This is a genomic window from Luteimicrobium sp. NPDC057192, assembly GCF_042670205.1.
Lineage (GTDB): Bacteria > Actinomycetota > Actinomycetes > Actinomycetales > Cellulomonadaceae > Luteimicrobium.
Map to the genome: position 1 here is coordinate 80,451 of NZ_JBHUWD010000008.1, position 24,878 is coordinate 105,328.

At 74.5% G+C, this 24,878-nt stretch carries 22 protein-coding genes; 15 read left to right on the forward strand and 7 right to left on the reverse strand.

Annotation, left to right across the window (positions count from 1 at the left end):
- The first annotated feature begins 75 nt into the window (after positions 1-75).
- The gene (locus tag ACFT5B_RS06175; RefSeq protein ID WP_386797104.1) at positions 76-1,107 is read left to right on the forward strand and encodes a phosphotransferase; all 1,032 of its coding nucleotides are present in this window, start codon (positions 76-78) and stop codon (positions 1,105-1,107) included.
- A 116-nt stretch (positions 1,108-1,223) separates the two neighbouring features.
- Here ACFT5B_RS06175 and ACFT5B_RS06180 read toward each other — a convergent pair whose 3' ends face one another.
- Positions 1,224-2,018 (reverse strand): LLM class flavin-dependent oxidoreductase, encoded by a 795-nt coding sequence (locus ACFT5B_RS06180; RefSeq protein ID WP_386797105.1) that lies wholly within the window; start codon positions 2,016-2,018, stop codon positions 1,224-1,226.
- Between the two features lie 99 nt (positions 2,019-2,117).
- On the opposite strand from ACFT5B_RS06180, the gene ACFT5B_RS06185 reads away from it, so the two are divergent.
- Genes ACFT5B_RS06185 through ACFT5B_RS06200 form a run of 4 tightly spaced genes read left to right on the forward strand, consistent with a single transcriptional unit; the run spans position 2,118 to position 6,062 of the window.
- Positions 2,118-3,344: a cysteine desulfurase family protein gene (locus ACFT5B_RS06185; RefSeq protein ID WP_386797106.1), complete on the forward strand. Its 1,227-nt coding sequence runs from the start codon at positions 2,118-2,120 to the stop codon at positions 3,342-3,344.
- Positions 3,341-4,459 carry a tRNA 2-thiouridine(34) synthase MnmA gene (gene mnmA, locus ACFT5B_RS06190; RefSeq protein WP_386797108.1) on the forward strand — a complete coding sequence of 373 codons (1,119 nt, stop codon included), beginning with the start codon at positions 3,341-3,343 and terminating at the stop codon, positions 4,457-4,459. The genes ACFT5B_RS06185 and mnmA overlap by 4 nt, the downstream gene beginning before the upstream one ends.
- A complete protein-coding gene (locus ACFT5B_RS06195) occupies positions 4,456-5,475 on the forward strand; it encodes a hypothetical protein (RefSeq protein ID WP_386797109.1) in 1,020 nt (339 codons plus the stop codon). Before mnmA ends, ACFT5B_RS06195 begins: the two co-directional genes overlap by 4 nt.
- Positions 5,476-5,531: 56 nt before the next feature.
- Positions 5,532-6,062: a hypothetical protein gene (locus tag ACFT5B_RS06200; protein WP_386797111.1), complete on the forward strand. Its 531-nt coding sequence runs from the start codon at positions 5,532-5,534 to the stop codon at positions 6,060-6,062.
- A gap of 10 nt (positions 6,063-6,072) precedes the next feature.
- On the opposite strand, the gene ACFT5B_RS06205 is transcribed toward ACFT5B_RS06200, so the two are convergent.
- Together ACFT5B_RS06205 and ACFT5B_RS06210 are read right to left on the reverse strand one after the other, a co-directional pair.
- On the reverse strand, positions 6,073-7,170 hold the full coding sequence (locus ACFT5B_RS06205; protein WP_386797112.1) for a S1C family serine protease: 1,098 nt from the start codon (positions 7,168-7,170) through the stop codon (positions 6,073-6,075).
- Positions 7,167-9,332 carry a prolyl oligopeptidase family protein gene (locus ACFT5B_RS06210; protein WP_386797113.1) on the reverse strand — a complete coding sequence of 722 codons (2,166 nt, stop codon included), beginning with the start codon at positions 9,330-9,332 and terminating at the stop codon, positions 7,167-7,169. The genes ACFT5B_RS06205 and ACFT5B_RS06210 overlap by 4 nt, the downstream gene beginning before the upstream one ends.
- Before the next feature lie 201 nt (positions 9,333-9,533).
- On the opposite strand from ACFT5B_RS06210, the gene ACFT5B_RS06215 reads away from it, so the two are divergent.
- Positions 9,534-9,764, forward strand: coding sequence for a hypothetical protein (locus ACFT5B_RS06215; RefSeq protein ID WP_386797114.1), 231 nt, complete (start codon positions 9,534-9,536; stop codon positions 9,762-9,764).
- A complete protein-coding gene (ligA, locus tag ACFT5B_RS06220) occupies positions 9,761-12,199 on the forward strand; it encodes an NAD-dependent DNA ligase LigA (protein ID WP_386797115.1) in 2,439 nt (812 codons plus the stop codon). Before ACFT5B_RS06215 ends, ligA begins: the two co-directional genes overlap by 4 nt.
- Before the next feature lie 43 nt (positions 12,200-12,242).
- On the opposite strand, the gene ACFT5B_RS06225 is transcribed toward ligA, so the two are convergent.
- From ACFT5B_RS06225 to ACFT5B_RS06235, 3 genes are read right to left on the reverse strand one after another with little or no spacing between them, the layout of a single operon-like run.
- Positions 12,243-13,175 carry a dihydrodipicolinate synthase family protein gene (locus ACFT5B_RS06225; RefSeq protein ID WP_386797116.1) on the reverse strand — a complete coding sequence of 311 codons (933 nt, stop codon included), beginning with the start codon at positions 13,173-13,175 and terminating at the stop codon, positions 12,243-12,245.
- On the reverse strand, positions 13,172-13,840 hold the full coding sequence (locus ACFT5B_RS06230; protein WP_386797117.1) for a ThuA domain-containing protein: 669 nt from the start codon (positions 13,838-13,840) through the stop codon (positions 13,172-13,174). Before ACFT5B_RS06230 ends, ACFT5B_RS06225 begins: the two co-directional genes overlap by 4 nt.
- Positions 13,841-13,882: 42 nt before the next feature.
- Positions 13,883-15,064, reverse strand: a complete 1,182-nt coding sequence (locus ACFT5B_RS06235; protein WP_386797118.1) for an ROK family protein — start codon at positions 15,062-15,064, stop codon at positions 13,883-13,885.
- Between the two features lie 224 nt (positions 15,065-15,288).
- Here ACFT5B_RS06235 and ACFT5B_RS06240 point away from each other — a divergent pair, with 224 nt between their 5' ends.
- The 5 genes from ACFT5B_RS06240 (at position 15,289) to ACFT5B_RS06260 (ending at position 21,273) form a co-directional block, all read left to right on the forward strand.
- Positions 15,289-16,773 (forward strand): sugar ABC transporter ATP-binding protein, encoded by a 1,485-nt coding sequence (locus tag ACFT5B_RS06240; protein ID WP_386797134.1) that lies wholly within the window; start codon positions 15,289-15,291, stop codon positions 16,771-16,773.
- On the forward strand, positions 16,770-17,846 hold the full coding sequence (locus tag ACFT5B_RS06245) for an ABC transporter permease (protein ID WP_386797119.1): 1,077 nt from the start codon (positions 16,770-16,772) through the stop codon (positions 17,844-17,846). Before ACFT5B_RS06240 ends, ACFT5B_RS06245 begins: the two co-directional genes overlap by 4 nt.
- Positions 17,847-17,925: 79 nt before the next feature.
- Positions 17,926-18,972: a substrate-binding domain-containing protein gene (locus ACFT5B_RS06250; protein WP_386797120.1), complete on the forward strand. Its 1,047-nt coding sequence runs from the start codon at positions 17,926-17,928 to the stop codon at positions 18,970-18,972.
- A gap of 64 nt (positions 18,973-19,036) precedes the next feature.
- On the forward strand, positions 19,037-20,242 hold the full coding sequence (locus ACFT5B_RS06255) for a Gfo/Idh/MocA family protein (RefSeq protein WP_386797121.1): 1,206 nt from the start codon (positions 19,037-19,039) through the stop codon (positions 20,240-20,242).
- A gap of 26 nt (positions 20,243-20,268) precedes the next feature.
- Positions 20,269-21,273 carry a sugar phosphate isomerase/epimerase family protein gene (locus ACFT5B_RS06260; protein WP_386797122.1) on the forward strand — a complete coding sequence of 335 codons (1,005 nt, stop codon included), beginning with the start codon at positions 20,269-20,271 and terminating at the stop codon, positions 21,271-21,273.
- A 21-nt stretch (positions 21,274-21,294) separates the two neighbouring features.
- Here ACFT5B_RS06260 and ACFT5B_RS06265 read toward each other — a convergent pair whose 3' ends face one another.
- Positions 21,295-21,903 carry a GNAT family N-acetyltransferase gene (locus ACFT5B_RS06265; protein ID WP_386797123.1) on the reverse strand — a complete coding sequence of 203 codons (609 nt, stop codon included), beginning with the start codon at positions 21,901-21,903 and terminating at the stop codon, positions 21,295-21,297.
- Positions 21,904-21,943: 40 nt separating this feature from the next.
- On the opposite strand from ACFT5B_RS06265, the gene ACFT5B_RS06270 reads away from it, so the two are divergent.
- From ACFT5B_RS06270 to ACFT5B_RS06280, 3 genes are read left to right on the forward strand one after another with little or no spacing between them, the layout of a single operon-like run.
- Positions 21,944-22,708 carry a LamB/YcsF family protein gene (locus ACFT5B_RS06270; protein WP_386797124.1) on the forward strand — a complete coding sequence of 255 codons (765 nt, stop codon included), beginning with the start codon at positions 21,944-21,946 and terminating at the stop codon, positions 22,706-22,708.
- 2 nt (positions 22,709-22,710) lie between these two features.
- Positions 22,711-23,382, forward strand: a complete 672-nt coding sequence (locus ACFT5B_RS06275) for an allophanate hydrolase subunit 1 (protein WP_386797125.1) — start codon at positions 22,711-22,713, stop codon at positions 23,380-23,382.
- Positions 23,379-24,266 carry a biotin-dependent carboxyltransferase family protein gene (locus tag ACFT5B_RS06280; RefSeq protein WP_386797126.1) on the forward strand — a complete coding sequence of 296 codons (888 nt, stop codon included), beginning with the start codon at positions 23,379-23,381 and terminating at the stop codon, positions 24,264-24,266. Before ACFT5B_RS06275 ends, ACFT5B_RS06280 begins: the two co-directional genes overlap by 4 nt.
- Positions 24,267-24,878 lie beyond the last annotated feature (612 nt).

The following is a 24,878-nucleotide window of genomic DNA, read 5'->3' on the forward strand; positions in this document are numbered from 1 at the left end:
GTCCGTGCTAAGCCCGGCCTCGTGGGTCGGACAAAGGGTGCGAGCGCGCGCACGCCGATGTCGTACGGTGCGGCGATGACGTCCCGGTCTCACGTGGTCCCCCATCCGTCGGGCGGCCGCCGTCTGCGTTGGCGTGACCTGCCCGCGTCGCTGCAGGCCGCCGTCGAGGACCGGCTCGGTGGTGAGGTCGTGCGCGAGCACATCGCGGAGACGGGGTTTAGCCCGGGGCTCGCGTCGGTCCTCGTCACCACCGGCGGCACGTGCGCGTTCGTCAAGGCTGCGCCGTCCGACGACGGCTCTGATGCCGCCCGCCTCCACCGGACCGAGGCTCGGGTGGCCGGGCGCCTTCCTGAGCACCTCCCCGTGCCGCGCCTCCTCTGGGTGCTCGACGACGGGGACTGGGTCGTCGCCGCCTACGAAGCGGTGGAGGGACGGACGCCGTCCACCCCGTGGGAGCCAGACGAGCTGGCCGCCGTGCTCGCGGCGGTCGGCCGGATCGGTACCACGAGCGCCGCCGGGCTCGGTCTCCCCGACGCAGCGACGGCGCTCCCCGGCTTGTTCGTCGGCTGGCAGAACCTCTGGGAGGATCCCGACCCGATCGTCGCGGACCTCGCGCCGTGGGCCGTCGGGCGGATCGACGAGCTCGTCGACCTCGCCGCGGGCGCAGCCGCCGCGTGCGAGGGAGACGCCGTCGTCCACGGTGATCTGCGGGCCGACAACCTCCTCGTCACCGACGGCGGCGTCGTCGTGGTCGACTGGCCGCACGCGGTCCGCGGGGCGCCGTTCTTCGACGTCGCCGCGTTCCTCCCGAGCGTCGGGATGCAGGGCATCCGCGGCCGCACCGACCCACTGACCGGCCCGGCCGACCTCGCGCACCGCCACGCCGTCGGAGCCGAGCTCGACGCGCTCTTCCGGTCCAGCCCGTCCGCCGCGGGCGCCGACGATGCGCAGGTGCTGCCCGTCCTCGCGGGAATCACCGCGTACTTCCTCGACTCCGGCCGACGGCCGCCGGTCCTTGCGATCCCGCGGCTCCGCGCCTTCCAACGAGCGCAGGGTGCCGCCGCAGCCGCGTGGTTGGAGGTGCTGATCGGCCGCGCCGAGGCGTAGCGCTACTCAGCGATCCCGAACGACGGCGACGGCGACGACCGCCGGGTCGCAGGGCGCGGAGCGACGGCATGTCCGGCGACCGGGCGGCATGTCCGGCGACCGGGCGGCGCCGGGGGTCAGACGAGCGGGCGCACCTGGGTCCCGACGTACCGGAGGAACGCGTCGACGTCGGGGGCGGTGTCGTACTCGGCGGGCTGGACGACCACCGTGTCGGCACCGGCCTCGGCGTGGGCCCGGACGGCGTCCGCGTCGGCCCGCGGGTCGCCCGTCGTGGCGAGGTTGACGACGAGCAGGTGCCCGTCGGCCCGGCCGGACGCGACCCTGGCCTCGTCGACGACGGCGCGAGCCACGCGGGCGTCGTCGGGCGTGGAGATCGCCTCGAGGATGGTGCCGTCGGCGACCTCGCCGGTGAGCCGGACGGTCCGGGGCCCGGTCGCCGCGGACAGGACCGGGGGAGCGGTGAGCGGCGGCCAGTCGAGCGCGACGTCACGCAGCCGGACGTAGCGCCCCTCGGTGGTGACGCGCTCCCCGGCGAGCAGGGCCCGCAGCGCGGTCGCGTACTCGCGCAGCAGCGTGAGCGGCGACTCGGCGCGGTTGCCGACCTGGCCCATCCAGTCCTGGACGCCGTGCCCGATGCCGGGCAGGAAGCGGCCGGGGAAGGCGCGGTCGAGAGTCGCGACCTCCATCGCGGTGAGGGCGACGTTCCGCAGCGGGGTCGGCATGACACCGACCCCGACGCGGATCCGTTCGGTCGCGGTGAGCGCGATCGCGGCGGACGCGATGCCGCTCTCCTTGAAGCAGTCCTCCCAGAGCCACAGCTCGTCGAGACCCGCGCCTTCGGCGGTGCGGGCGGCGGTCACGAGGAGCTCGGGGGGACAGCTGGGCGGGAAGACGGCGCCGAGGGTGGTCATGCTCCATTCTCGCCGTCCGCCACCCACAGCGCACCGGCTCGGCGCCCACGGTGCACGGGCTCGGCGTCGTCAGGGCCCCGGCGTTCGTAGACTTGACCGGTGACCCGCGCCTACCTCGACCACGCCGCGACGACCCCGATGTCGTCGGCGGCGCTCGAGGCGATGACGGCGGAGCTCGCGAAGACGGGCAATCCGTCGTCCTTGCACACCGCGGGCCGTGCCGCCCGGCGGACCGTGGAGGAGGCGCGCGAGTCGCTCGCCGCGGCGGTCGGTGCGCGCCCCAGCGAGGTCGTCCTGACGGGCGGCGGCACGGAGGCCGACAACCTCGCGATCAAGGGGATCTTCTGGGGCCGTCGCACGGGGCGTCCCGAGCGGCGCCGCATCCTCGTGTCGGCGGTCGAGCACCACGCGGTCCTCGACCCGGCGTTCTGGATGGCGGAGCACTCGGGCGCGGAGATCGTCCTGCTGCCCGTCGACGGCGAGGGCCGGGTCGACCTGGCGGCGCTGCGCGAGGAGCTGGCCGCGAACGGTCCCCAGACGGCGCTCGTCTCGGTGATGTGGGCGAACAACGAGGTCGGGACGGTGCAGCCGGTGCGGGAGGTCGTCCAGCTCGCGCACCAGCACGGCGTCCCGGTGCACAGCGACGCCGTCCAGGCGCTCGGGCAGGTGCCCGTCGACTTCGCGGCGAGCGGCCTCGATGCCATGACGATCACCGCCCACAAGCTCGGGGGGCCCGTCGGCACGGGCGCGCTCGTCGCCCGCAAGGACCTGCCCCTCACGCCCGTGCTGCACGGCGGCGGCCAGGAGCGCGGCGTCCGGTCCGGGACGCTCGACGTCGCGGGGATCCGGGCGTTCGCGGTCGCGGCGGCGGAGGCGGTGAGCGCGCTGCCCGAGCGTGCCGCGCGCCTCGCCGCGCTCCGGGACCGGCTCGTCGCCGGCGTCCTCGAGCGCGTGCCCGACGCCGTCCTCCGCGGCCCCGCGGACCTCGCCCTTCCCGCCGAAGGCGCGGGCAACGCGGCGCGCCTCCCCGCCAACGCGCACCTGACCTTCCCGGGCTGCGAGGGCGACTCGCTGCTGTACCTGCTGGACTCGGCGGGCGTCGAGGTCTCGACGGGGTCGGCGTGCCAGGCGGGCGTCCCGCGCCCGTCGCACGTGCTCCTCGCGATGGGCGTCCCCGAGGTCGAGGCGCGCGGCGCGCTCCGGTTCTCCCTGGGCGCGACGAGCGCCGACGCCGACGTGGACCGGGTCCTCGAGGTCCTGCCGGGCGTCGTCGAGCGCGCGCGGGCGGCGGGACTCGTGTCGTTGGGTGCGGGGGGTGCGCGATGAGGGTCTTGGCAGCGATGTCCGGGGGAGTCGACTCGGCGGTGGCGGCGGCGCTCGCGGTCGAGGCCGGCCACGAGGTGGTGGGCGTGCACATGGCGCTGTCGCGCACGCGCGACCAGTTCCGCACGGGCTCGCGCGGCTGCTGCTCGATCGAGGACGCGGGTGACGCGCGGCGCGCGGCCGACGTCCTCGGCATCCCGTACTACGTGTGGGACCTGTCGGAGCGGTTCGAGGAGACGGTCGTCGCCGACTTCCTGTCCGAGTACGAGGCCGGCCGGACGCCGAACCCGTGCGTGCGCTGCAACGAGCACATCAAGTTCGAGGCGCTGCTCGACCGGGCCACGGCGCTCGGCTTCGACGCGGTCGCGACGGGTCACTACGCGCGCGTCGCCGATGCGGGTGGTCGCCGCGAGCTGCACCGCTCGCCGAACACCGAGAAGGACCAGTCGTACGTCCTCGCCGTGATGGGGCCCGAGCGGCTCGCGCGGGCCATGTTCCCGCTCGGCGGCTACGCGTCCAAGGCGGAGGTCCGGGCCGAGGCCGAGCGGCGCGGCCTGTCGGTGAGCGCCAAGCCCGACTCCTACGACATCTGCTTCGTCGCCGACGGCGACACCCGCGGCTTCCTGCGCGACCGCCTCGGCGCGCGCCCCGGCGAGATCGTGGACACCGAGGGCCAGGTGCTCGGCGAGCACGACGGCGCGTACGCGTTCACGGTCGGGCAGCGCAAGGGCCTGCGCATCGACCGCCCCGCCGACGACGGCCGCCCCCGCTACGTCCTCGACGTCCAGCCGGGCAGCAACCGCGTCGTCGTGGGCCCGGCCGAGCTCCTCACGGTCGACACGATCACGGGCACCGGTCCCGTCTGGTTCGACGGCGCCGACACCTCGGGCGCGTGGTTCGACGCCGAGGTCCAGGTTCGCGCGCACGGCGAGCCCGTCGCCGCCCGCGTCCGCGCGACGGGCGACGGCCTCGAGCTGACGCTGCCCGGCGAGCGCCTGCGCGGCGTCGCGCCCGGGCAGTCGGTCGTCGTCTACGACGGGACGCGCGTCGTGGGCCAGGCGACGGTGGCGTCCGCGTCCCGCACCGGGGCGTCGCGTCCGGCGGCGGCCGTCCGGTGACGACGGTCTCGGGGCCCGGGCCGTTCCCGGGTGTGGAGCCGCTCGCCGCCCAGCAGGCGGTCCTCGACCACCTCGTCGACGTGCCGTACGGCGTCGACGGACTCCCGTTCCTCGTCCAGCTCCCGCAGCGCGGCGCGGGCAGCGACCCGGTCGGGCGCACGGCGTGCCTCCTCGACGAGCTCGCGACCGAGCTCGGCCCGCACGGGTGGAAGCTCGCCGACCGGCCGGGCGCCGACCAGCGCCGCGCCGCCGTGGCGCTCCGCGACGACCTGACCGCGCTGTCGATCGCGGCGCACGGCTACACGGGCCGCCTCACGGTCGGCGTGCTGGGACCGTGGTCGCTCGCCGCCCAGCTCTACCTCGCGCGCGGGGACCGTGTCCTCACCGACCCAGGGGCTGTCCGCGACGTCGCCGCATCGCTCGCGTCCGGGCTCGCGCAGCACCTCGCCGAGCTCCGCACGCAGGTGCCGGGCCTGGGGGACGTCGTCGTGCAGCTCGACGAGCCGCTGCTCGGCCAGGTCGCCGCCGGCGTCCTCCCCACCTTCTCGGGCTATTCCCGCATCCCCGCGGTCTCGGGACCGGAGCTCGTGGAAGGGCTCCAGCCCGTGCTCGACGCCGTTCACGGCGCGGGTGCGTCGAGCACCGTGCACGTCGGCCCGGCGTGGGTGGGGGTCGCGCCCGCGGTCCTCGCCGGTGCCCAGGGCGTCGGGCTCGACGTCGGAGCGTGGGACGAGCGCACGTGGGAGACGGTCGCGCGCGCCGTCGAGCGGGGCCTGACGTTCTGGGCCGGCCTCCCGCGGGCACGGGTCTCGCAGTGCGCCGGCCCGGAGGTCGGGACCGTCGCCGACGCGCTCACGGTGCCGTGGAAGCGCGTCGGGCTGCCGCTCGCCCGCCTCGCCGACGTCGTCGTGACGACCCCCGCGGCGCCGCTCGCGACCGGCGTCCAGGCCGCCCGCGACGTGCTCGGGACCCTCGTGCGGGTCGCCGAGGTCGTGGCCGAGCGGTCCGACGCGTGAGCCTCGCCCGGCCGCCTCGACGCGCGCCGGACGCTCGCCCGGGTCACCCTGTTCGCATGGGCTCGAGTGTGCCGGCTCGCTCGGGGGCCTCCGCCGCGCACGGTCCGCGGCTCTGGCGGGTGGTCCTGTTCGCCGTGCTGTGCTCGTTCGTGCCGTGGGCGCTCGGCGGCGCGTGGGCCGCGATCACACGGGCGCAGAAGGGCTTCCCGGTCGGGGGCGGCTCGTTCGCGGGCGTCGACGCCGACCGCTGGCTCGAGTACGCGAACGACTGGTTCATCGCCTCGTCCTACGTCCTGCCGTTCGTGGCGGCGACCCTCGTCGCGGGGTGGGTCGTCCTCGTGCCGCAGCGCAGCCGGTGGGCGCTGGCGCTCGCGGTGACCGTGCTCGTCGCCGCAGTCGTGCTGCTCATGGCGTTCGGGGACGGTTTCGTGCACGGCGTCGGGTCGCCGTTCACCTACGGGCTCGTCGCGCTGCTGCTGTCCGTCGTGACCCTCGACCTGCCGCTGTGCTTCGTGCTCGCCGCCTGGCTCGCCGTGCCGCTGCGTGTCCTGGCGCCCCCGCCGCGGCCGCTCAACCCCTGGCGCTGAGCGGCCGCCGTCAGCCTCGGTGCGCCGGGAGCGGCTCGAGCGTGATCGTCGTGGTGTGCTCCTTGCCGTCGCGCAGATAGACGGCGTCGACGTCGTCCCCGGTCCGCGAGGTCACCGTCAGCCTGGCGAGCGTCGCGGACGTCGGGGCCGTCACGTCGCCGAGCCGCGTGATGAGGTCGCCGGGCTTCAGGCCGGCCTTGTCCGCGGAGCCCCCGCGGACGACCGCCTCCACGTAGAGCCCGGGCGCGACGTCGAACGCGGCCGCCGTGTCCTCGGTGACCGTCGACGCGGTCATCCCGAAGCTCGGGTGCGCGACCGTGCCGTGCTCGAGGAGCTCGTCGGTGATGGCACGCACGGTGTCGACGGGGACCGCGAAGCCGATGCCGACCGAGCCGCCGCCGGCCTGGCCGTTCTCGCCGGGCACGGTCGCGATGGCCGTGTTGACGCCGACCAGCCGCCCGTCGCAGTCGACGAGCGCCCCGCCCGAGTTGCCGGGGTTGATCGACGCGTCGGTCTGCACGACGCCGGTCAGGACGGTCGTCCCGCCCGCGCCGGTGGGCACGGGGACCTCGCGCCCGAGCGCGCTGACGATGCCGGTGGTGACCGTCCCGGAGAGCCCGAGCGGGGCGCCGAGCGCGACGACGGGCTCGCCGACCTCGACGTCGTCGGACTGCGAGAAGGGGATGGTCGGGAGGTTCTCTCCCGCGTCGATCCGGAGCACCGCGAGGTCGGTCTGCGGGTCGCGCCCGACGAGCTCGGCCTGGTGCGCGCGCCCGTCCGAGAGGAGGACCTCGATCCGCCCGCCCTTCATCGCGGGCGTGATGACGTGGTCGTTCGTGACGACGACACCGTCCGACCGCACGATCTCGCCGCTGCCCGTGCCGCTGCCCTCGGAGCCGTGCGCGGCGATCGTCACGATGGTCGGCAGGGTGCTGGACGCGACGTGCACGGCGTCGCACGCGCCGTCGCCGGACGCGCCGGCGTGCCCGCCCCAGACGCCGCCCGCGAACCCGAGCGCGCCGGCGGCCACGACGCCGCCCGCGACCGCCCACGCCGTCCAGCGCCGACCCGCGCCCGTGGCCACCGTCGTCCCCCTGTCGTCGCTCATCCCAGCCGCTCCCACAGGAACCGGTACGCGAGCGCCGCCATGTGCGCGGCCTGCTTGTTGTCGGCCGCCCCGCCGTGGCCGCCCTCGACGTTCTCGTAGTAGGTGACGTCGCGGGCGCCGTCGAGCAGGAGCGCCGCCATCTTGCGGGCGTGCCCGGGGTGGACGCGGTCGTCGCGGGTCGAGGTGGTGAACAGGACCGGCGGGTAGGGCCGGCCGGGGTCGGCGAGGTGGTACGGGGAGAACGTGCGGATGAACTCCCACTGCTCCGGGTCGTCGGGGTCGCCGTACTCGGCCGCCCACGACGCGCCCGCGAGCAGCTTCGTGTACCGGCGCATGTCGAGCAGCGGCACCTGGCAGACGATCGCCCCGAACAGCTCCGGGTACTGCGTGAGCATGTTGCCCATGAGCAGGCCGCCGTTGCTGCCGCCCTGGGCGCCGAGGTGGGAGGGCGTCGTCACGCCGCGGGAGACGAGGTCGCGTGCCACCGCCGCGAAGTCCTCGTACGCGCGGTGGCGGTGCTTCTTGAGCGCCGCCTGGTGCCAGGCCGGGCCGTACTCGCCGCCGCCCCGGATGTTCGCGACGACGTACGTCCCGCCCCGCGCGAGCCAGGCCCGCCCGAGGCCGCCCGAGTAGCCGGGCGTCAGCGAGATCTCGAAGCCGCCGTACCCGTACTGGAGGGTGGGCCGCGGGCCGGGCGGCGCGTCGGCCGGGCCGATCTGGAAGTACGGGACGCGCGTGCCGTCGTCGGACGTCGCGAAGTGCTGCGAGACGGCGAGCCCGGTCGCGTCGAAGAACGCCGGCATGGACTTGAGCCGCTCGGGTGCGGCGGGAGCGGGGTCCTCCGGCCCGACGACGTGGGCGAGCGAGAGCGTCGTGGGCGTCAGGTAGTCGGTGGTCACGAGCCACACGTCGTCGCTGGTGTGCGAGTCGACGGCGCGCACTCCCGTGGTGCCGATCGCCGGGGCGCCCGGCAGCGGGCTGCGGGTCCACGGCGTCCCCGGGGCGGCGTCGGGGGCGGGCGGGGTGAGGACGTGCAGCCGGTTCTTGACGTCGTCGAGCACGTTGACGACGAGGTGGTGCTCGGTCCACGTCGCACCCGCGAGGGACGTGGTGGGGGTGGGCTCGAACAGCACGGTGAGGTCGCGTGAGCCGGCCATGAAGTCGTCGAAGCGGGCCGCGAGCAGGGCACCGGCGGGGTGCGTGACCTCGCCCGACGTGGCCTGCACCGTCCACGGCTCGCGCAGCTCGACGAGGAGCCACTCCCGGCGGGGTGCCGCCTCGGCCGACCGCGGGACGTCGACGAGCCGCAGCTCGGCCGCCGGGTCGAGCCAGTAGAGCTCGTCCTCGTAGAACGCGATCGAGCGGCTCACGAGGTCGCGCTCGTAGCCCGTGTCCCGGGCCCGGTGCGCCGAGATGTACAGGTCGTCGGTGCGGCCCTCGTAGACCGTCTCGGCGGCGGCGAGCGGTGTCCCGCGCCGCCACCGTTTCACGACGCGCGGGTAGCCCGACGTGGTCGTCGTCGGCTCGCCGTGGGCGCCCGGGCCGAAGTCGGTGAAGACGTAGACCGCGTCGTCGTCGATCCACGCGAGCCCGCCCTTGGCCTCGTCGCGGTGGAACCCGCCGTCGGAGGGCGGCACGATCCGCTTCTCGACGAGGTCAACCTCGCGGCTGACGTCGGCGTCCGACCCGCCGCGCGAGAGGTCGACGATCGCGCGCCGCCAGGGAGCCCGCGGGTCGGTGGGGCGCAGGACGCTCGCGCCGTGCCAGACCCAGCTCTCGCCCTCCTCCTCGGCGAGCGCGTCGAGGTCGAGGACGGTCTCCCAGACGGGGGTGTCGGTGCGGTAGGAGTCGAGCGTCGTGCGTCGCCAGACGCCGCGCACGTGCACGTCGTCGCGCCAGAAGTTGTAGAGGTGGTCGCCCAGGGCAGAGACGTCGGGGATCTTGTCGTGGCTGTCGAGCACCTCGAGGACGTCCGCCTCGAGCTCGGCGAGCGAGGGCGCGACCGGCGACGCGGTGCCCAGGCGGTCCTCCGCCTCCGCGTTGCGGGCGCGGACCCAGGCGAGCGCGCGCTCGCCCTCGACGTCCTCGAGCCAGAGGTAGGGATCGGTCGCGGGGGAGTCGGCGGGGAGGAGTGCGGCCTGGTCGGCGTCGCGCGGCGTCATAGCAAGAACACTAGAGCGGACCCGCCCGCCCGGCCCGGCCCACGACGCCGAGTGCGACGCCGGGGTTCGCCGAGTGCGACGGCATCCGACTCTCGTCGTACCCGTGTGCCGACGTCCCCCACCCGGAGGAGGACCGAGGACGGGTCAGGTCGCGACCGCGGCCCGACGCGGCAGACACCCCGGCGGCGGCACGCTCGAGCCATGGCACTCCTCCAGCACCACCCCCGCCGCGGAAGCGGAGCCCGCGACCTGCTCGACGGCGTCGTCGCCGCAGCCATGGCCGTGCTGGCCCTGGTTGCGCTCGTCCTCGCGCTGGTCCTCGTCGGTTCCTGGGTCGGCCGGGCGGTCGCCGGCCACGGCCTCACGAGCGTCACCTCGACCGCGGTCGTGGAGCGGCCCGTGTCGGCACCGCACGGCATGATGGGCGCGTGAGCGACGAGCTGCCCGAGGCCCCCACCACGTCCGCGCCCGCCACCCAGGCGAGCCCCGACCTGGCGGACGCCCACCGCCGCTGGGCCGAGCTCGCCGAGGCCATCGAGGCGGACCAGTTCGCGTACTACGTCAAGGACGAGCCCGTCAGCTCGGACGCGGACTACGACACGCGCATGCGCGAGCTGCAGGCGCTCGAGGACGCGTACCCCGAGCTCCGGACGCCCGACTCGCCGACCCAGCGCGTCGGCGGCACGTTCTCGACAGAGTTCGCGGCGGTCGAGCACGTCGAGCGCATGCTCAGCCTCGACAACGCGTTCAACGCGGACGACATCCAGTCCTGGGCCGACCGGGTCCACAAGGAGCTGGGGGAGGACGGCGCGCGCGACCTCCACTACCTGTGCGAGGTGAAGATCGACGGGCTCGCGATCGCCCTGCTCTACGAGCGCGGGCGGCTCGTGCGGGCCGCGACGCGCGGCGACGGGCGCACGGGCGAGGACGTCACCCTCAACGTCCGCACCATCACGACCATCCCGCAGACGCTCGGCGGCGACCCGGCCACCCGCCCGCACCTCATCGAGATCCGGGGCGAGGTCTTCTTCCCGGTCGCGGACTTCGAGGCGCTCAACGCGGCACAGGTCGAGGCGGGCAAGGCCCCGTTCGCGAACCCGCGCAACGCGGCGGCGGGATCGCTGCGCCAGAAGGACCCGCGCGTGACGGCGTCGCGGCCGCTGCGCATGTACGCGCACGGCGTCGGGGCGCTGCAGTGGGAGGAGGGCGCGCACGCGCAGCTCGACCGCCAGTCTCAGGCCTACGAGCTCTTCGAGTCCTGGGGGGTGCCCGTCTCGAGCCACAACCGCGTGGTGACCGGCATCCCGGCGGTCCTCGAGATGATCGACCACTACGGCACGCACCGGCACGACATCGAGCACGAGCTCGACGGGCTCGTCGTGAAGGTCGACGAGCTCACGCTCCAGAGGCGCCTGGGCGCGACGAGCCGCGCGCCGCGCTGGGCGATCGCGTACAAGTACCCGCCCGAGGAGGTCAACACGAAGCTCCTCGACATCCGGGTCAACGTCGGGCGGACCGGGCGGGTCACGCCCTACGGCGTGATGGAGCCCGTGAAGGTCGCGGGCTCCACGGTCGAGATGGCGACGCTGCACAACGCGAGCGAGGTCGAGCGCAAGGGTGTGCTCATCGGCGACACGGTCGTGCTGCGCAAGGCGGGCGACGTGATCCCGGAGATCGTGGGGCCGGTCGTTGCGCTCCGCGACGGCACCGAGCGAGCGTTCGAGATGCCGACAGCGTGCCCGTCGTGCGGGACGCCGCTCGCCCCTGCCAAGGAGGGTGACGTCGACATCCGCTGCCCCAACCAGCGCTCGTGCCCGTCGCAGCTGCGCGAGCGGCTCTTCCACGCCGCGGGCCGCGGCGCGTTCGACATCGAGGCGCTCGGCTGGGAGGCCGCGATCGCCCTCGTCGACCCCGAGTCCGACCGCCCGACCGACCCGGCCGCGTACCGGCCGGGCGGCGACGTCGACGGGCCCGTCCCCGACGCGCTGCCCGCGCCGCAGCGCCCGGTCCTCGCGACGGAGGCCGGCCTGTTCGACCTCACGCCGGAGGACCTGCGCGAGGTCCGGGTGTGGCGCGAGATCAAGAAGAAGGGCGTGGGCACGGGCCTGTGGGAGGACCGGCTCTACTTCTGGACCAAGCCCACGGCCACCAAGCCGTCCGTCCCGCACGCCAACACGACCCGTCTGTTCGCCGAGCTCGAGAAGGCCAAGGACCAGCCGCTCTGGCGCGTCCTGGTCGCGCTCTCGATCCGCCACGTCGGCCCGACGGCGGCCCGCGCCCTCGCCCAGCACTTCGGCTCGCTCGACGCGATCGAGGAGGCGGCGACGCGCGGGCCTGCGGAGTCACCCGAGGGCGCGGTCGTCCCGCCGGCCGAGCTCGCGGCCGTCGAGGGTGTCGGCCCGACCATCGCCGTGGCGGTCCGCGACTGGTTCGGCGACGCGGACGACCCGGACAACTGGCGCCGCGAGATCGTCGACCGCTGGCGCGCGGCGGGCGTGCGCACCGCCGACGAGCGCGACGAGTCGGTCGCCCGGACGCTCGAGGGGCTCACCGTCGTGGTCACGGGCTCGCTCGAGGGCTTCACGCGCGACGGCGCCAAGGAGGCGATCCTGACGCGCGGCGGCAAGGCCTCGGGCTCGGTCTCCAAGAAGACGGACTTCGTCGTCGTGGGCGAGAACGCCGGGACCAAGGAGACGAAGGCGCGCGAGCTCGGCCGCCCGATCCTCGACGAGGCAGGTTTCGTCGCGCTGCTCGAGGGCGGCCCGGCGGCGGTGTCCGCGGGCGGCGAGCAGGCCGACGGCGATGCGGACGACGCCGCCGTCGACGCTGCAGCGCCTGGCCTCGAGCTCGAGGCCGACGAGGAGTAGCCCGACCCGCCGCCCGCGGGCACCCGCGGCCGGAGGGCCGCGCTCAGGGCCGACGGTCGACGACCTCCCGGAGGCGCGCGACGCCGTCGGGCGGGACGGGCAGCCACGGGCCGCGGGGCGGCCCGGTCCGGACACCGAGCAGGGCCGCGAGCGCGTGCAGCCCGGCGACCGGGCGCACGGTCGCGAGGGCGGCCGCGAGGTCGTGCAGCCAGGTGCCCTGCGGCGTCGGGCCGGCCTCGCCCGACGCCCGCGCACGCCGCAGCGCCACGTACTCCGTGGGAGCGAGCGCGGCGAGCCCGGTGTGCCACGCGTCGGCGAGCGGCGCGTCCGACGTGAGGGCGACGTCGCCGCTCAGCCCGACCGAGACGCGCTGGGCCACCCGCGGCCCCGCTGCGCCGAGCGCGTCCCGCAGCACCTCGACGCGCGTGCCGCGTCGAGTGGAGAGGGCGGCGGGGTCCTTGACGGCCCGGACGGTCGTGGCACCGGCGAGCTCGACGAGGAGCTCGGGCGTGAGGTGGTAGCCGGTCTGGACGGGCTTGTTGTAGAAGCACAGGGGCAGCGCGCTCGCCCGGCCGACGGCTCGCACGAGCCCGGCGACCTCGTCGTCGACGAGGGGTGCGTAGGAGAAGGGCGCGAGCAGCAGCCCGTCGGCGCCGGCGCGCTCGGCGGCCCGGGCGTGCTCCACGACCTGGTGGGTCGCCGGCGCGCTCACCGCGACGTGCAGCGGTACGGACCCGCTCGCCTCTCGTGCCGCCCGCACCACGCGGTCGCGCTCGGGGGCGTCGAACGCCCGCCCGTCGCCGCTCGACGCGAGCACGACGACACCGTCGACGCCGGCCCGGACCGCTGCGTCCACGAGCCGGCCGAGGGCCGCGAGGTCGGGCTGGCCGTCGTCGTCGAGGGGGGTGATCGGGTAGGCGAGGAGGCCGGTGAACGGGTCGCCCGGCACGGGCCGGCCGGGCGCCGGAGCGGTCACGCGCGGGCCGCCCACAGCAGCCCGCGCTCGATGATCGCGCGCAGCGACGGGTGCTCGAGGTCGGCGAGGTGGTGCCCGGGGGTCGACACGAAGACGCGCCCGTCGCCCCACTGCCGCGTCCACACCGCGGGGGAGACGACGGGCTCGCGCCAGTCCACGTCCGGCCCGGGGGCGATGGTCGTGGTGGCGAGCACGTCGCTCAGCGCGTCGGTCAGCATCCAGTACTGCTCGGAGGACAGCGAGAAGTCGTCGAGCCCGGCGACGACGGGGTGGTCCGCTCGCTGCGGCACGACATTGACCGTGTGGCGCACGATGTCGCGGGGGTGCGCGGCGAACTGGCCGCCCACCATCTGGAGGTAGTCGGTGGCCATCCGGAAGGAGTCGATGACGCCGCCGTGCCACCCGGCGAACCCGGTCCCGGAGGCGACGGCCCGGCGCAGGCCGCGCATCTCGTCGGGCAGGATCTCGCCCATCGTCCAGCACTGGACCACGAGGTCCACGGTGGCCATGTAGTCGACCTCGGCGTAGACCTCGAGGCTGTCGTCGACGTCCACGGTGAAGCCGTGGTCCTCGAGGAAGGGCAGGAACAGGTCGCTGGCCTCGACCGGCGCGTGCCCGGGCCAGCCGCCGCGCACGACGAGCGCCCGGCGGTCCTTGGCGGTCATTGGTCCTCCTCGACGCGTTCGGTGGTCATGAGAGCTCGGTGGTCATGAGACGAGGGCCTCCACGGCCGGTGCGGACAGGACGGCGTCGACGGCCATCGCGCTGGCCCCGAGGACGCCCGCCTCGGCCCCGGTGTGCGCGGTGGCGATCCGCAGGTGCTGGGTCGCGAGGGGGAGCGAGCGCTGGTAGACGACCTCGCGGATCCCGGCGAGGAGGTTCTCGCCGGCGTCGGCGAGGATCCCGCCGACGACGACCACGGACGGGTTGAGGAGGCTCACGGTCGCGGCGAGGACGGCGCCGATGTCGCGTCCGGCCTGCCGGACCGCGTGGCTCGCGTCGAGGTCGCCGGCCCGGACGAGCGCCACGACGTCGGCGCTCGAGGCCACGGGGGCGCCTGCCGCGCGCAGCGCGTTGGCGACGGCCTGGCCGCTGGCGACGGCCTCGAGGCAGCCGACGTTCCCGCACCGGCAGGGGACGTCGCCCGCACCGGGGACGCGGATGTGCCCGAGGTCGCCCGCGGCGCCCTGGGCCCCGCGCCTCAGGTTGCCGTCCATGATGATCCCGGCGCCGATGCCCGTCGCGACCTTCACGAACACGAGGTCGGTCGCCTCGCGCCACGCGGTCCGGTGCTCGCCGAGGGCCATGACGTTGACGTCGTTGTCGACGAGCACGGTCGTGCCGAGCGCGCGCTGCAGGGTGCCGGGCACGTCGGCGCCGTCCCAGCCGGGCATGATCGGTGGGTTCATCGGCCGGCCCGTGGCGTGGTCGACGGGCCCGGGGAGCCCGACCCCGACGCCCGCGAGGTCGCGGTGCGTGGCGCCGGCCTTGTCGAGGAGCTCGGAGCCGAGCTCGACGACGCGCGCGAGGACCTGGGCGGGCCCGTCCGCGATCGCGAGCGGCTCCTCGTGCTCCGCGAGCACCCGCGACGCGAGGTCGGTCACGGCGAGCCGGGCGTGCGTCGCGCCGAGGTCGACGGCGAGGACGACGCGCGCGGCCGGGTTGAAGGCGAACGTCGACGGCGGCCGCCCGCCGGTGGAGGTCGCCTCCCCGGACGGCGTGACGAGCCCGAGCGAGACCAGGGAGTCGATCCGGGCGGCGATGGTCGAGCGCGCCTGGCCGGTGACGGTCGCGAGCTCGGCGCGCGTCCGGGGACGCCCGTCGCGGAGGAGCTGGAACATCTCTCCGGCCCCCGTCGGCCGGGGCGCGAACTTGAGCAGCTCCTCCATGCGGACAGTGAACCACGCGTCGTCGGACGGGCGTTCGGGGCTTCCATCGGTCACAAGACGGTAACGGTACACGAGCGTCTCAACTTTTGATTGACAGTCGATAGAAGTCTGGCTACTTTCGTCGCATGGTCAGCGACGACCCTCACGCCAACGACGGCGTACCTCCTGGCGGCCCTCGAGCAGACGTCCGCGCCGACGGCTCGACCGCCGCTCCGGTCCTCGAGATGCGCGGCATCGTCAAGACGTTCCCCGGCGCCCGAGCCCTCGACGGCGTGGACCTCGAGGTTCGCCGCGGCGAGGTGCACTGCCTGCTCGGGCAGAACGGCGCGGGCAAGTCGACCCTCATCAAGGTCCTCGCGGGCGCGCACCAGCCGGACGAGGGCACCGTCCTGGTCGACGGCGAGCCCGTCGCCCTCGCGCGGCCCACGGACGCGCTGCGGCACGGCGTCGCGACGATGTACCAGGAGCTCGACGTCGTCGACGGCCTGACCGTCGCCGAGAACGTCTTCCTCGGGCACGAGCTCGCGACCGCAGGCTTCACCCAGCGGCGGGTCGCAGCGCGGCGGACGCGCGAGCTCATGGCGCGGCTGGGCCACCCGGAGATCCGGCCGCGCACCGAGGTCGGCGCGCTCTCGGCCGCGGGCAAGCAGATCGTCTCGATGGCGCGCGCGCTGTCCCACGACGCGCGGGTCATCGTCATGGACGAGCCGACCGCGGTCCTCGACTCCGAGGAGGTCGAGAACCTGTTCCGCGTGGTCGCGGAGCTCACGGCCGCCGGCATCGCCGTCGTGTACATCTCGCACCGCCTCGAGGAGATCCGTCGTGTCGGCGACCGGCTCACGGTCCTCAAGGACGGCCGCACCGTCGCGACGGGCCTGCCGGTCGCGTCGACCGACCGCGCCGAGCTCATCCGTCTCATGACGGGCCGGGCCGTCGAGTACGCGATCCCGCGTCGCCCCGCCCCCGCGGACGACGCCCCGGTCGTGCTCGACGTCGAGGGGCTCGAGCTCGCAGGATCCTTCCGCGACGTCTCGTTCAGCGTGCGGGCCGGCGAGGTCGTCGGGCTCGCGGGCCTGGTCGGCTCGGGCCGCTCGGAGATCCTCGAGTCCGTCTTCGGCGCGCGGCGGCCCACGCGCGGGGCCGTCCGCGTCGGCGGCCGCGCGCTGCGTCCCGGCTCCGTGTCCTCCGCGGTCGCGGCGGGCGTCGGGCTGTGCCCCGAGGAGCGCAAGAGCCAGGGACTGATCCTCGACCAGCCCGTCTACCGCAACATCACGCTCTCGACGTTCGGCCGGACCGCGCGCGGGGGCCTGCTCGACGAGCGCGAGGAGCGCGAGGTCGCGCGCGAGCAGATCGAGGCGCTCGAGCTGCGTCCGTCCGCCCCCGACCGCCCGGCCCGCACGCTCTCGGGCGGCAACCAGCAGAAGCTCGTCCTCGCCCGCTGGCTCGTCCACGGCTGCCGCGTCCTGCTCCTCGACGAGCCGACCCGCGGCGTCGACGTGGGCGCCCGGTCCGAGATCTACGCCCTCGTGGGGCGCCTCGCCGCGCAGGGCACCGCCGTCGTCGTCGTGTCGAGCGAGATCGGCGAGGTCATCGGTCTCGCCGACCGTGTGCTCGTGGTGTCGGAGGGGCGGGTCGTCCACGAGGCGCCCGCCGACCGGATCGACGAGCACCAGGTGCTCGACCTCGTCATGGAAGGAAGTGCCGCGTGAGCGACCACGACGTGACCACCGCCCCGGCCGGCGGCCAGGGCACCACCGCCCCGGCCGGTACCCCGGACGACGCAGCCCGGACCGTCGCGCAGCGCGGCCCACGCTCCCTCCTGCACGGCGCGGCGGGGCGCAACCTCGGTCTCGTGATCGCGCTCGTCGCGCTGTGCGTCGTGGGCGTCGCGACGGCAGGGGACCGCTTCGCGAGCGTCGACAACGCGATGACGATCCTCCGCCTGGCGGCGGTGCTGGGCGTCCTCAGTATCGGCATGACCTTCGTCGTGACGGCGGGCGGCATCGACCTGTCGGTCGGCTCCGTGGTCGGGCTCTCGTCGGTCTGGGCCACCACGCTCGCCACCCAGACCCTTGCGGAGGACACGAGCTGGCTGGTCATGGTCGGCTGCGCGCTCGCCGTCGGTCTCGGCGCGGGCGTGCTCAACGGCGTCCTGGTGGCCTACGGGCGCGTCGTCGCGTTCATCGCGACCCTCGCGATGATGGTGTCGGCGCGCGGGCTCGCGGAGATCATCGCCAACCGGCAGACCCAGATCGTCCGCGTCCAGAGCTTCCTCGACGTCTTCCAGTCGGAGCCGCTGGGCGTCTCGCTGCTCGTGTGGATCTTCGCGGTGGTCGCCGTCGTCGGCTGGTTCCTGCTCAACCGGACCACCTTCGGACGGCGCACGGTCGCCGTCGGCGGGAACCCCGAGGCCGCGCGGCTCGCGGGCATCAAGATCCGCCGCCACACCCTCTACCTCTACGCGCTGTCGGGCCTCGCCGCGGGGATCGGCGGCCTCATGATGCTGGCCCGCACGACGGCCGGCTCGTCCACCAACGGCCAGTACTACGAGCTCGACGCCATCGCGGCGGTCGTCGTCGGCGGCACGCTGCTCGTCGGCGGGCGCGGCACCATCGTGGGCACCGTCCTCGGGGTCCTCATCTTCTCGACCCTGACCAACGTCTTCACCCAGAACAACCTCTCGAGCTCGGCTCAGGCCGTCGCCAAGGGCGTCATCATCGTCCTCGCCGTGCTCCTCCAGCAGCGCTTCGCCGACCGGTCCCGCAGCTCCGGCAGCGCGTAGCGCCGCGTCTCGCCCCGCGCGCCGTGTCGTCGAGGCGGCCGGGCGTCCACAGAAAGCACCACGATCAAGGAGGATCGCCATGTCCGCACCGCTCCGACGCCGCGGGGTCGCCCTGCTCGGCGTCGCCGCCGCAGCGACGCTCGCGTTGTCCGCGTGCACGTCCAACACCCCGTCCGACGACGAGACGGCCGCCGCCGGCCCCGCCGCGACGTCCGACAACGACGCCGCCGGCAAGACCGTCACCATCGGGTTCTCCGCCCCCGCCGCCGACCACGGCTGGATGGGCGCGATCACCAAGGCCGCCGTCGCCGAGGCCAAGAAGCACTCGGACGTGAAGCTCGTCCAGGCCGAGGGCACCAACGACGTCAACCTGCAGATCAGCCAGATCGAAGGCTTCATCAACGACAAGGTCGACGCGATCGTCGTCCTCCCGTTCGACGGCGCCGCCCTGACCGAAGTGGCACGCAAGGCGATGGACGCCGGCATCCCCGTGATCAACGTGGACCGCGAGTTCTCCGACCCGAACGCCGCGCGCGTCACCGTCCTCGGCGACAACTACGGCATGGGCGTGAGCGCCGGCGCGTACATCTGCGGCAAGCTCGACGGCAAGAAGGACGCCGTCGTCGCGGAGATCGCGGGCATCGACTCGCTCCCGCTCACCCAGGACCGCAGCAAGGGCTTCTCCGACGCGCTCGCGAAGTGCGGGCTCAAGGTGAGCAACCGCGTCGCGGCGGACTTCACGGTCCAGGGCGGCGAGCAGGCGGCCGCGAACCTCCTCCAGGCCGCGCCGCACATCGACGCGATCTGGAACCACGACGACGACCAGGGCGTCGGCGTCATGGCCGCGATCAAGGACGCGGGCCGCGACGAGTTCTTCATGGTCGGCGGCGCGGGTTCGGCGAACGTCATGCGCGACATCAAGAAGGACGACACGGTCCTCAAGGCGACCGTCGTCTACCCGTCGACGCAGGCCGCCGACGGCGTCGACCTGGCCCGCATGCTCGTCCAGGGCAAGGCGCTCAGCGACCTGGTCGAGGTGGAGGTGCCCCGCAAGGTGCAGCTCTACGCGCCCGTGGTGACCAAGGACAACGTCGACCAGTACATGGCGACCGCGTTCGAGTCCTGACCGGAACCGGCGAACCAGCCGACCCGGCCCCGCAGCGGGCCGGCCGAGACCTCGAGGAGACCCGATGGCCGACGACCGACCCGCGCTGGGCGTGGGCATGGTGGGGTACGCGTTCATGGGGGCCGCGCACTCCCAGGCGTGGCGTACCGCACCCCGCTTCTTCGACCTGCCCCTGCGCCCCCGCATGGTGGCGCTCGCGGGCCGCGACCCCGACGCCGTCCGGGCGGCGGGGGAGCGGCTCGGCTGGGAGCACACCGAGACGGACTGGCGCGCGCTGGTCGGCCGCGACGACGTCGACCTGGTCGACGTGTGCACCCCCGGCGACACGCACGCCGAGATCGCGATCGCGGCGCTCGACGCGGGCAAGCACGTCCTGTGCGAGAAGCCGCTCGCGAACTCGGTCGAGGAGGCCGAGCGGATGGTCGAGGCCGCCCGGCGGGCTGCGTCGTCGGGCGTGACGGCGACCGTCGGGTTCACCTACCGCCGCGTCCCGGCGATCCGGCTGGCCCGCGAGCTCGTGGCCGAGGGTCGGCTGGGCGAGATCCGGCACGTGCGCGCCCAGTATCTCCAGGACTGGATCGCCGACCCCGAGGCGCCCCTGAGCTGGCGCCTCGACCGCGAGCGCGCCGGCTCGGGCGCGCTCGGCGACATCGCGGCCCACGTCGTCGACATGGCGCAGTTCGTCACGGGCGAGCGGATCACCGGCGTCTCGGGGCTCCTCGAGACGTTCGTCCGCGAGCGTCCGGTGGCCGTCGCGTCGACGGCGCTCGGCGGCCGCGGCGGCGAGGAGCGCGGCCCGGTCACCGTCGACGACGCCGCGGCCTTCCTGGCGCGGCTGTCCGGCGGCGGGATGGGCGTGTTCGAGGCGACGCGCTTCGCCTGGGGCCGCAAGAACGCGATCCGGCTCGAGGTCAACGGCTCGAAGGGCTCGCTGGCCTTCGACTTCGAGGACATGAACCTCCTGCACTTCTACGACGCGACCGACGACCCGCGCACCGCGGGGTTCCGGCGGATCGTCGTGACCGAGCCCGAGCACCCCTACGGCGGCCACTGGTGGCCGGCCGGTCACGGGCTGGGGTACGAGCACGCGTTCACGCACCAGGTCGTGGACCTCGTGGAGGCGCTCGCGGCGGGCGAGCAGCCGGCGCCGTCGTTCGCTGACGGGCTGGCGATCCAGCGAGTCCTCGACGCGGTCGAGCGGAGCGCGGCGGCCGCGAGCGCCTGGGCGTCCGTCCCCGAGCCCGAGCCCGCTGCCGCCGCGCAGTCCTGACCACCGACGACATCCGGGAGACGACCATGACCCGACCGATCACCCTGTTCACCGGCCAGTGGGCCGACCTGCCGCTCGAGGAGGTCGCGCGGCTCGCGTCGGGCTGGGGCTACGACGGACTCGAGCTCGCGTGCTGGGGCGACCACCTCGACCCGTGGCGCTGGGACGACGACGCCTACGTCCAGGGCCGGCTGGACCTGCTCGCGAAGTACGACCTGAAGGTCTTCGCCATCTCGAACCACCTCAAGGGCCAGGCCGTGTGCGACGACCCCATCGACCAGCGGCACCGCGACATCCTGCCGGACGTCGTGTGGGGCGACGGCGACCCGGAGGGCGTCCGGCAGCGCGCGGCCGAGGAGATGAAGAACACCGCACGGCTCGCCGCGAAGCTCGGCGTGAAGACGGTCATCGGGTTCACGGGCTCGTCGATCTGGAAGTACGTCGCGATGTTCCCGCCGGCGTCCGAGGCGATGGTGGATGCGGGCTACGACGACTTCGCCGCCCGCTGGAACCCGATCCTCGACGTGTTCGACGAGGTCGGGGTGCGGTTCGCGCACGAGGTGCACCCGAGCGAGATCGCGTACGACTACTGGACGACCGTCCGCACGCTCGAGGCGATCGGCCACCGAGAGTCGTTCGGGCTCAACTGGGACCCGAGCCACATGGTGTGGCAGGGCGTCGACCCGGTGGCCTTCCTCTGGGACTTCCGCGACCGCATCTTCCACGTGGACTGCAAGGACACCAAGCTGCGCATGACGAACGGGCGCAACGGGCGGCTGTCGTCGCACCTGCCGTGGGCCGACGGCCGCCGCGGGTGGGACTTCATCTCGACGGGCCACGGCGACGTGCCGTGGGAGTCGGCGTTCCGGATGCTCAACCAGATCGGCTACGACGGTCCGATCTCGGTCGAGTGGGAGGACGCGGGGATGGACCGCCTGCTGGGCGCGCCCGAGGCGCTCGAGTTCGTGCGGTCGCTCGCGTTCGACGCCCCCGACGCGGCGTTCGACGCGGCGTTCTCGACGCGCTCGTGAGCTGGGGCCGGGGTCCGCGGGCTACGCCTGGCGGGCCCCGACCGCCCGCGCCATGACGACGTCGTCCTGCGGCTCCCCACCGACGACGTAGCCCCGCCGGCCGACCTCGGCGAACCCGTGCTTGCGGTAGAAGGCTTGGGCACGGACGTTCTGGGCGTTGGTACCGAGCCAGACGGCGTGGCCGTCGAGCAGCTCCGCGGCGGCCTCGAGGGCCGCCGTCATGAGCGTGCCGGCGGCACCCGTGCCGCGCGCCGAGGCGAGGGCGTAGATCTTCGACAGCTCGACGGCGGCCGCGTGCGGGTACTCCGGCCCGAGGAGCGCGTCGAGCTGCGCGGCCTCAGCGGGCCGCGCCCGGACGAGCAGCGCGTACCCGACGAGGCCGTCCCCGACCTCCGCGACGAGGACGACCGCCGGCGCCGCCGGGTCCCCGTAGCGTCCGGCCACCCACGAGGCGAAGTGAGCCGCGTCGAGCTCGCGGGCGACGTGCTCCGCGATCGCCTCGGGCGCCAGGCCGGGTGGGCACGCGTCCGGGAACGTCTCGGCGGCGAGGGCGACGAGCCGCTCGACGTCGCTCGGCCGCGCGAGCCGGACGACGAGACGGTCGGGGGCAGGGGGCGTCGGTTCGGACACGCACCGAACCTATCGCCCGCCCGTCGGCCATGATGGACGCGTGACGGACACGACCACGGCGATCGACCTCAACGTCGACCTGGGGGAGGGCTTCGGCCGCTGGGCCCTCGCCGACGACGACGCGCTCCTCGACCTCGTGAGCAGCGCGAACGTGGCGTGCGGCTTCCACGCCGGCGACCCGTCGATCATGCGGCGCACGTGCCGGGCGGCCGCGGAGCGCGGTGTCCGGGTGGGCGCCCACGTGGCGTACCGGGACCTCGCCGGGTTCGGCCGCCGGTTCGTCGACGCCGGCTATTCCGAGCTCCGCGACGACGTCCTCTACCAGGTCGGCGCCCTCCAGGCGTTCGCTCGGGCCGCGGGGACGCGCGTCACCTACGTGAAGCCCCACGGCGCCCTCTACAACACGGTCGTCCGCCACGAGGAGCAGGCGCGCGCCGTCGTCGACGCGACAGCCGAGGCGGGGCTCGCGCTCGTCGGGCTGCCTGGTTCCGTCGTGCTGGCGCTCGCGGCCGAGGCAGGCGTGCCGACGGTCCCCGAGGCCTTCGCCGACCGCGGCTACCGGGCCGACGGGACCCTCGTCCCGCGCCGTGAGCCGGGTGCGCTCGTCACGGATCCTGCCGAGGTCGCTGCCCGCGTCGTGCGGCTGGCGCAGCACGGCACCGTCGTCGCGACGGACGGGACGGTTGTCGAGTCGCCCGCACGGAGCGTGTGCGTCCACTCCGACACCCCGGGTGCCCTTGAGGTGGTGGTCGCGGTCCGCGCGGCGCTCGACGCCGCGGGCGTCGCCGTGTCCCCGGCGGTCTGACCGTGCCGCGCAGCCCGCTCTCGGCTCGCCCGTACGGGCGCGCGGCCGTCATGGTCGACGTGGCCGGCGACGACCCGCTCCCGACCGTCGTGGCGCTGACCCGCGCCCTGCGCGGCCTCGCCGACCCCGAGGTGGTGGACCTGGTCCCCGGGGCCCGGACGGTCCTCGTCCTCCTTCGCGAGATGCCCGACGGCGCAGCGCACCCGGGTGCGCAGGCGCGGCTCGCGGACACCGTGCGTTCCCTGGCGCCGCACCTGGCCGCGGTCGCACCCGAGGACGTCGAGGGACCAGTCGTCGAGATCCCCGTGGTCTACGACGGGCCGGACCTGGACGACGTGGCGCGGCTCGCCGGGCTGACGACCACCGAGGTCGCCGAGCGGCACGCCGCGGGCCTCTACACGGCGGCGTTCGTCGGCTTCGCGCCGGGCTTCGCCTATCTCGTCGGGCTCGATCCGACGTTGCAGGTCCCGCGCCTCGCCGACCCGCGGCCCCACGTCGCCGCGGGAGCCGTCGCGGTGGCAGGGGAGTTCACCGCGGTCTACCCCGCCGCGAGCCCGGGCGGCTGGCGGCTGATCGGCCGCACGTCGACGCGCATGTTCGACGTCGCACGCACCCCGCCCGGCCTCGTCGAGCCGGGCGCACGCGTGCGGTTCGTGCCCGAGGGCGCGCCGTGATCGAGGTGCTGCAGCCCGGGCCGGCGGCCTACGTCGAGGATCTCGGACGACCCGGCCTCGCTTCTCTGGGCGTGGGACGCTCGGGCGCCGCCGACCGCGGGGCGCTGGTCCGCGCGAACCGGCTGCTCGGCAACCCCGACGACGCCGCAGCGGTCGAGGTGACGCTCGGCGGTCTGCAGGTCCGCTTCCACGACGACCACGTCGTCGTCCTGACCGGCGCGCGGGTGCCGGCGACACTGGCGGGCGTCCCCGTCGCCGGCGACACGCTGCTTCGCGCGAGGCCCGGCGACGTCCTGGTGCTAGGCGTCGCCACCGCGGGACTGCGCACCTACCTGGCGGTCCGGGGCGGGCTCGCGGTCCCGCCGGTGCTGGGTTCGCGGTCGTGGGACGTCCTCGCCGAGCTCGGCCCCGCCCCGCTCGTGGGCGGCGAGATGCTTGCGGTCGGGCGCCCGTCGGGACCGGGACCGGTCGCCGAGCACTCGCGGCCCCCCGCCGGCACCGGTGCGAGAGCTCCGGGCCATGTCGAGGTCGACGTCGAGCCCGGTGTCCGCGCGGAGTGGTTCGCCCCCGGTGCGTGGGAGACCCTCGTGGGCGGGCCGTACCGGGTCACGCCCGACAGCAACCGGGTCGCGCTGCGGCTCGACGGTGTCGTCGTGGCCCGCGCGGACCGCGGCGAGCTCGCGTCAGAGGGCCTGGTCCGCGGCGCCGTGCAGGTGCCGCCGTCCGGCAAGCCGGTGGTCTTCCTCGCCGACCACCCGGTCACGGGCGGGTACCCGGTGGTCGGCGTCGTGACAGCGGCAGGGGTGGACCGGCTCGCGCAGCTCCGCCCCGGCGACGCCCTCCGATTCCGGGGTGCCGGAACAGGTCCGGGGCGCCCACGCTGACCCGCTCCCGGCCCACGGGACGGCCGGATCCTCTCGGGGTGACGACGGTCACCTCGAGGGGAGTTGCACGGAGCGGCCCACGCCCCGTAATGTTCTCGACGTCGCCCGGCAGGGAGGAACGGACAGGCTGGCTCAGGTCAGCGTGGCTGGTCCCCTGGGTGGATCCCCTGAGGTTGTTCCGGTGGTCGCAGTGCGCCCACGGGTTAGTTCTGGGGGTCTCTTTCACCGTGATCGTCTTGGTCTGGTCGTGGTGTGTCGTCTTCGGATGGTGCACTGGGGCGGGTTTTGACGGTGGGGTGGGGGTCGGGTAAGATGGAGAAGTTGCCCCAGTGAGAGCCCGGGAGGGTTTGAGCGGGTGAGCGTCCGTTTCTTGAGAACTCAACAGTGTGCTTGATAGTCAATGCCAAATTTTATCCCTCGTGGTTGCTGGCACCGGTTGGTGTTGGTGGCTTAGAGGATTCCTTTGGACAAGGATCGAACCAGTTGGTTCGGTTCTGGCCAGTTTGATTGATCACCCTTTTGAGGGTGTTCTTCGTATGGTTTGTTGACTGGTTCTGCTGCTTTGGTGGTGGGGTTGGTTGGCGTTGAAACATTTACGGAGAGTTTGATCCT

Bases quoted from the DNA above. Each gene is read 5' to 3' on its own strand.
- ACFT5B_RS06205 (WP_386797112.1), bottom strand. From the start codon at position 7,170: ATGAGCGACGACAGGGGGACGACGGTGGCCACGGGCGCGGGTCGGCGC.
- ACFT5B_RS06240 (WP_386797134.1), top strand. From the start codon at position 15,289: ATGCGCGGCATCGTCAAGACGTTCCCCGGCGCCCGAGCCCTCGACGGC.
- ACFT5B_RS06200 (WP_386797111.1), top strand. From the start codon at position 5,532: ATGGGCTCGAGTGTGCCGGCTCGCTCGGGGGCCTCCGCCGCGCACGGT.
- ACFT5B_RS06250 (WP_386797120.1), top strand. From the start codon at position 17,926: ATGTCCGCACCGCTCCGACGCCGCGGGGTCGCCCTGCTCGGCGTCGCC.
- ACFT5B_RS06260 (WP_386797122.1), top strand. From the start codon at position 20,269: ATGACCCGACCGATCACCCTGTTCACCGGCCAGTGGGCCGACCTGCCG.
- ACFT5B_RS06230 (WP_386797117.1), bottom strand. From the start codon at position 13,840: ATGACCGCCAAGGACCGCCGGGCGCTCGTCGTGCGCGGCGGCTGGCCC.
- ACFT5B_RS06210 (WP_386797113.1), bottom strand. From the start codon at position 9,332: ATGACGCCGCGCGACGCCGACCAGGCCGCACTCCTCCCCGCCGACTCC.
- mnmA (WP_386797108.1), top strand. From the start codon at position 3,341: ATGAGGGTCTTGGCAGCGATGTCCGGGGGAGTCGACTCGGCGGTGGCG.
- ACFT5B_RS06175 (WP_386797104.1), top strand. From the start codon at position 76: ATGACGTCCCGGTCTCACGTGGTCCCCCATCCGTCGGGCGGCCGCCGT.
- ACFT5B_RS06255 (WP_386797121.1), top strand. From the start codon at position 19,037: ATGGCCGACGACCGACCCGCGCTGGGCGTGGGCATGGTGGGGTACGCG.
- ACFT5B_RS06180 (WP_386797105.1), bottom strand. From the start codon at position 2,018: ATGACCACCCTCGGCGCCGTCTTCCCGCCCAGCTGTCCCCCCGAGCTC.
- ACFT5B_RS06215 (WP_386797114.1), top strand. From the start codon at position 9,534: ATGGCACTCCTCCAGCACCACCCCCGCCGCGGAAGCGGAGCCCGCGAC.
- ACFT5B_RS06235 (WP_386797118.1), bottom strand. From the start codon at position 15,064: ATGGAGGAGCTGCTCAAGTTCGCGCCCCGGCCGACGGGGGCCGGAGAG.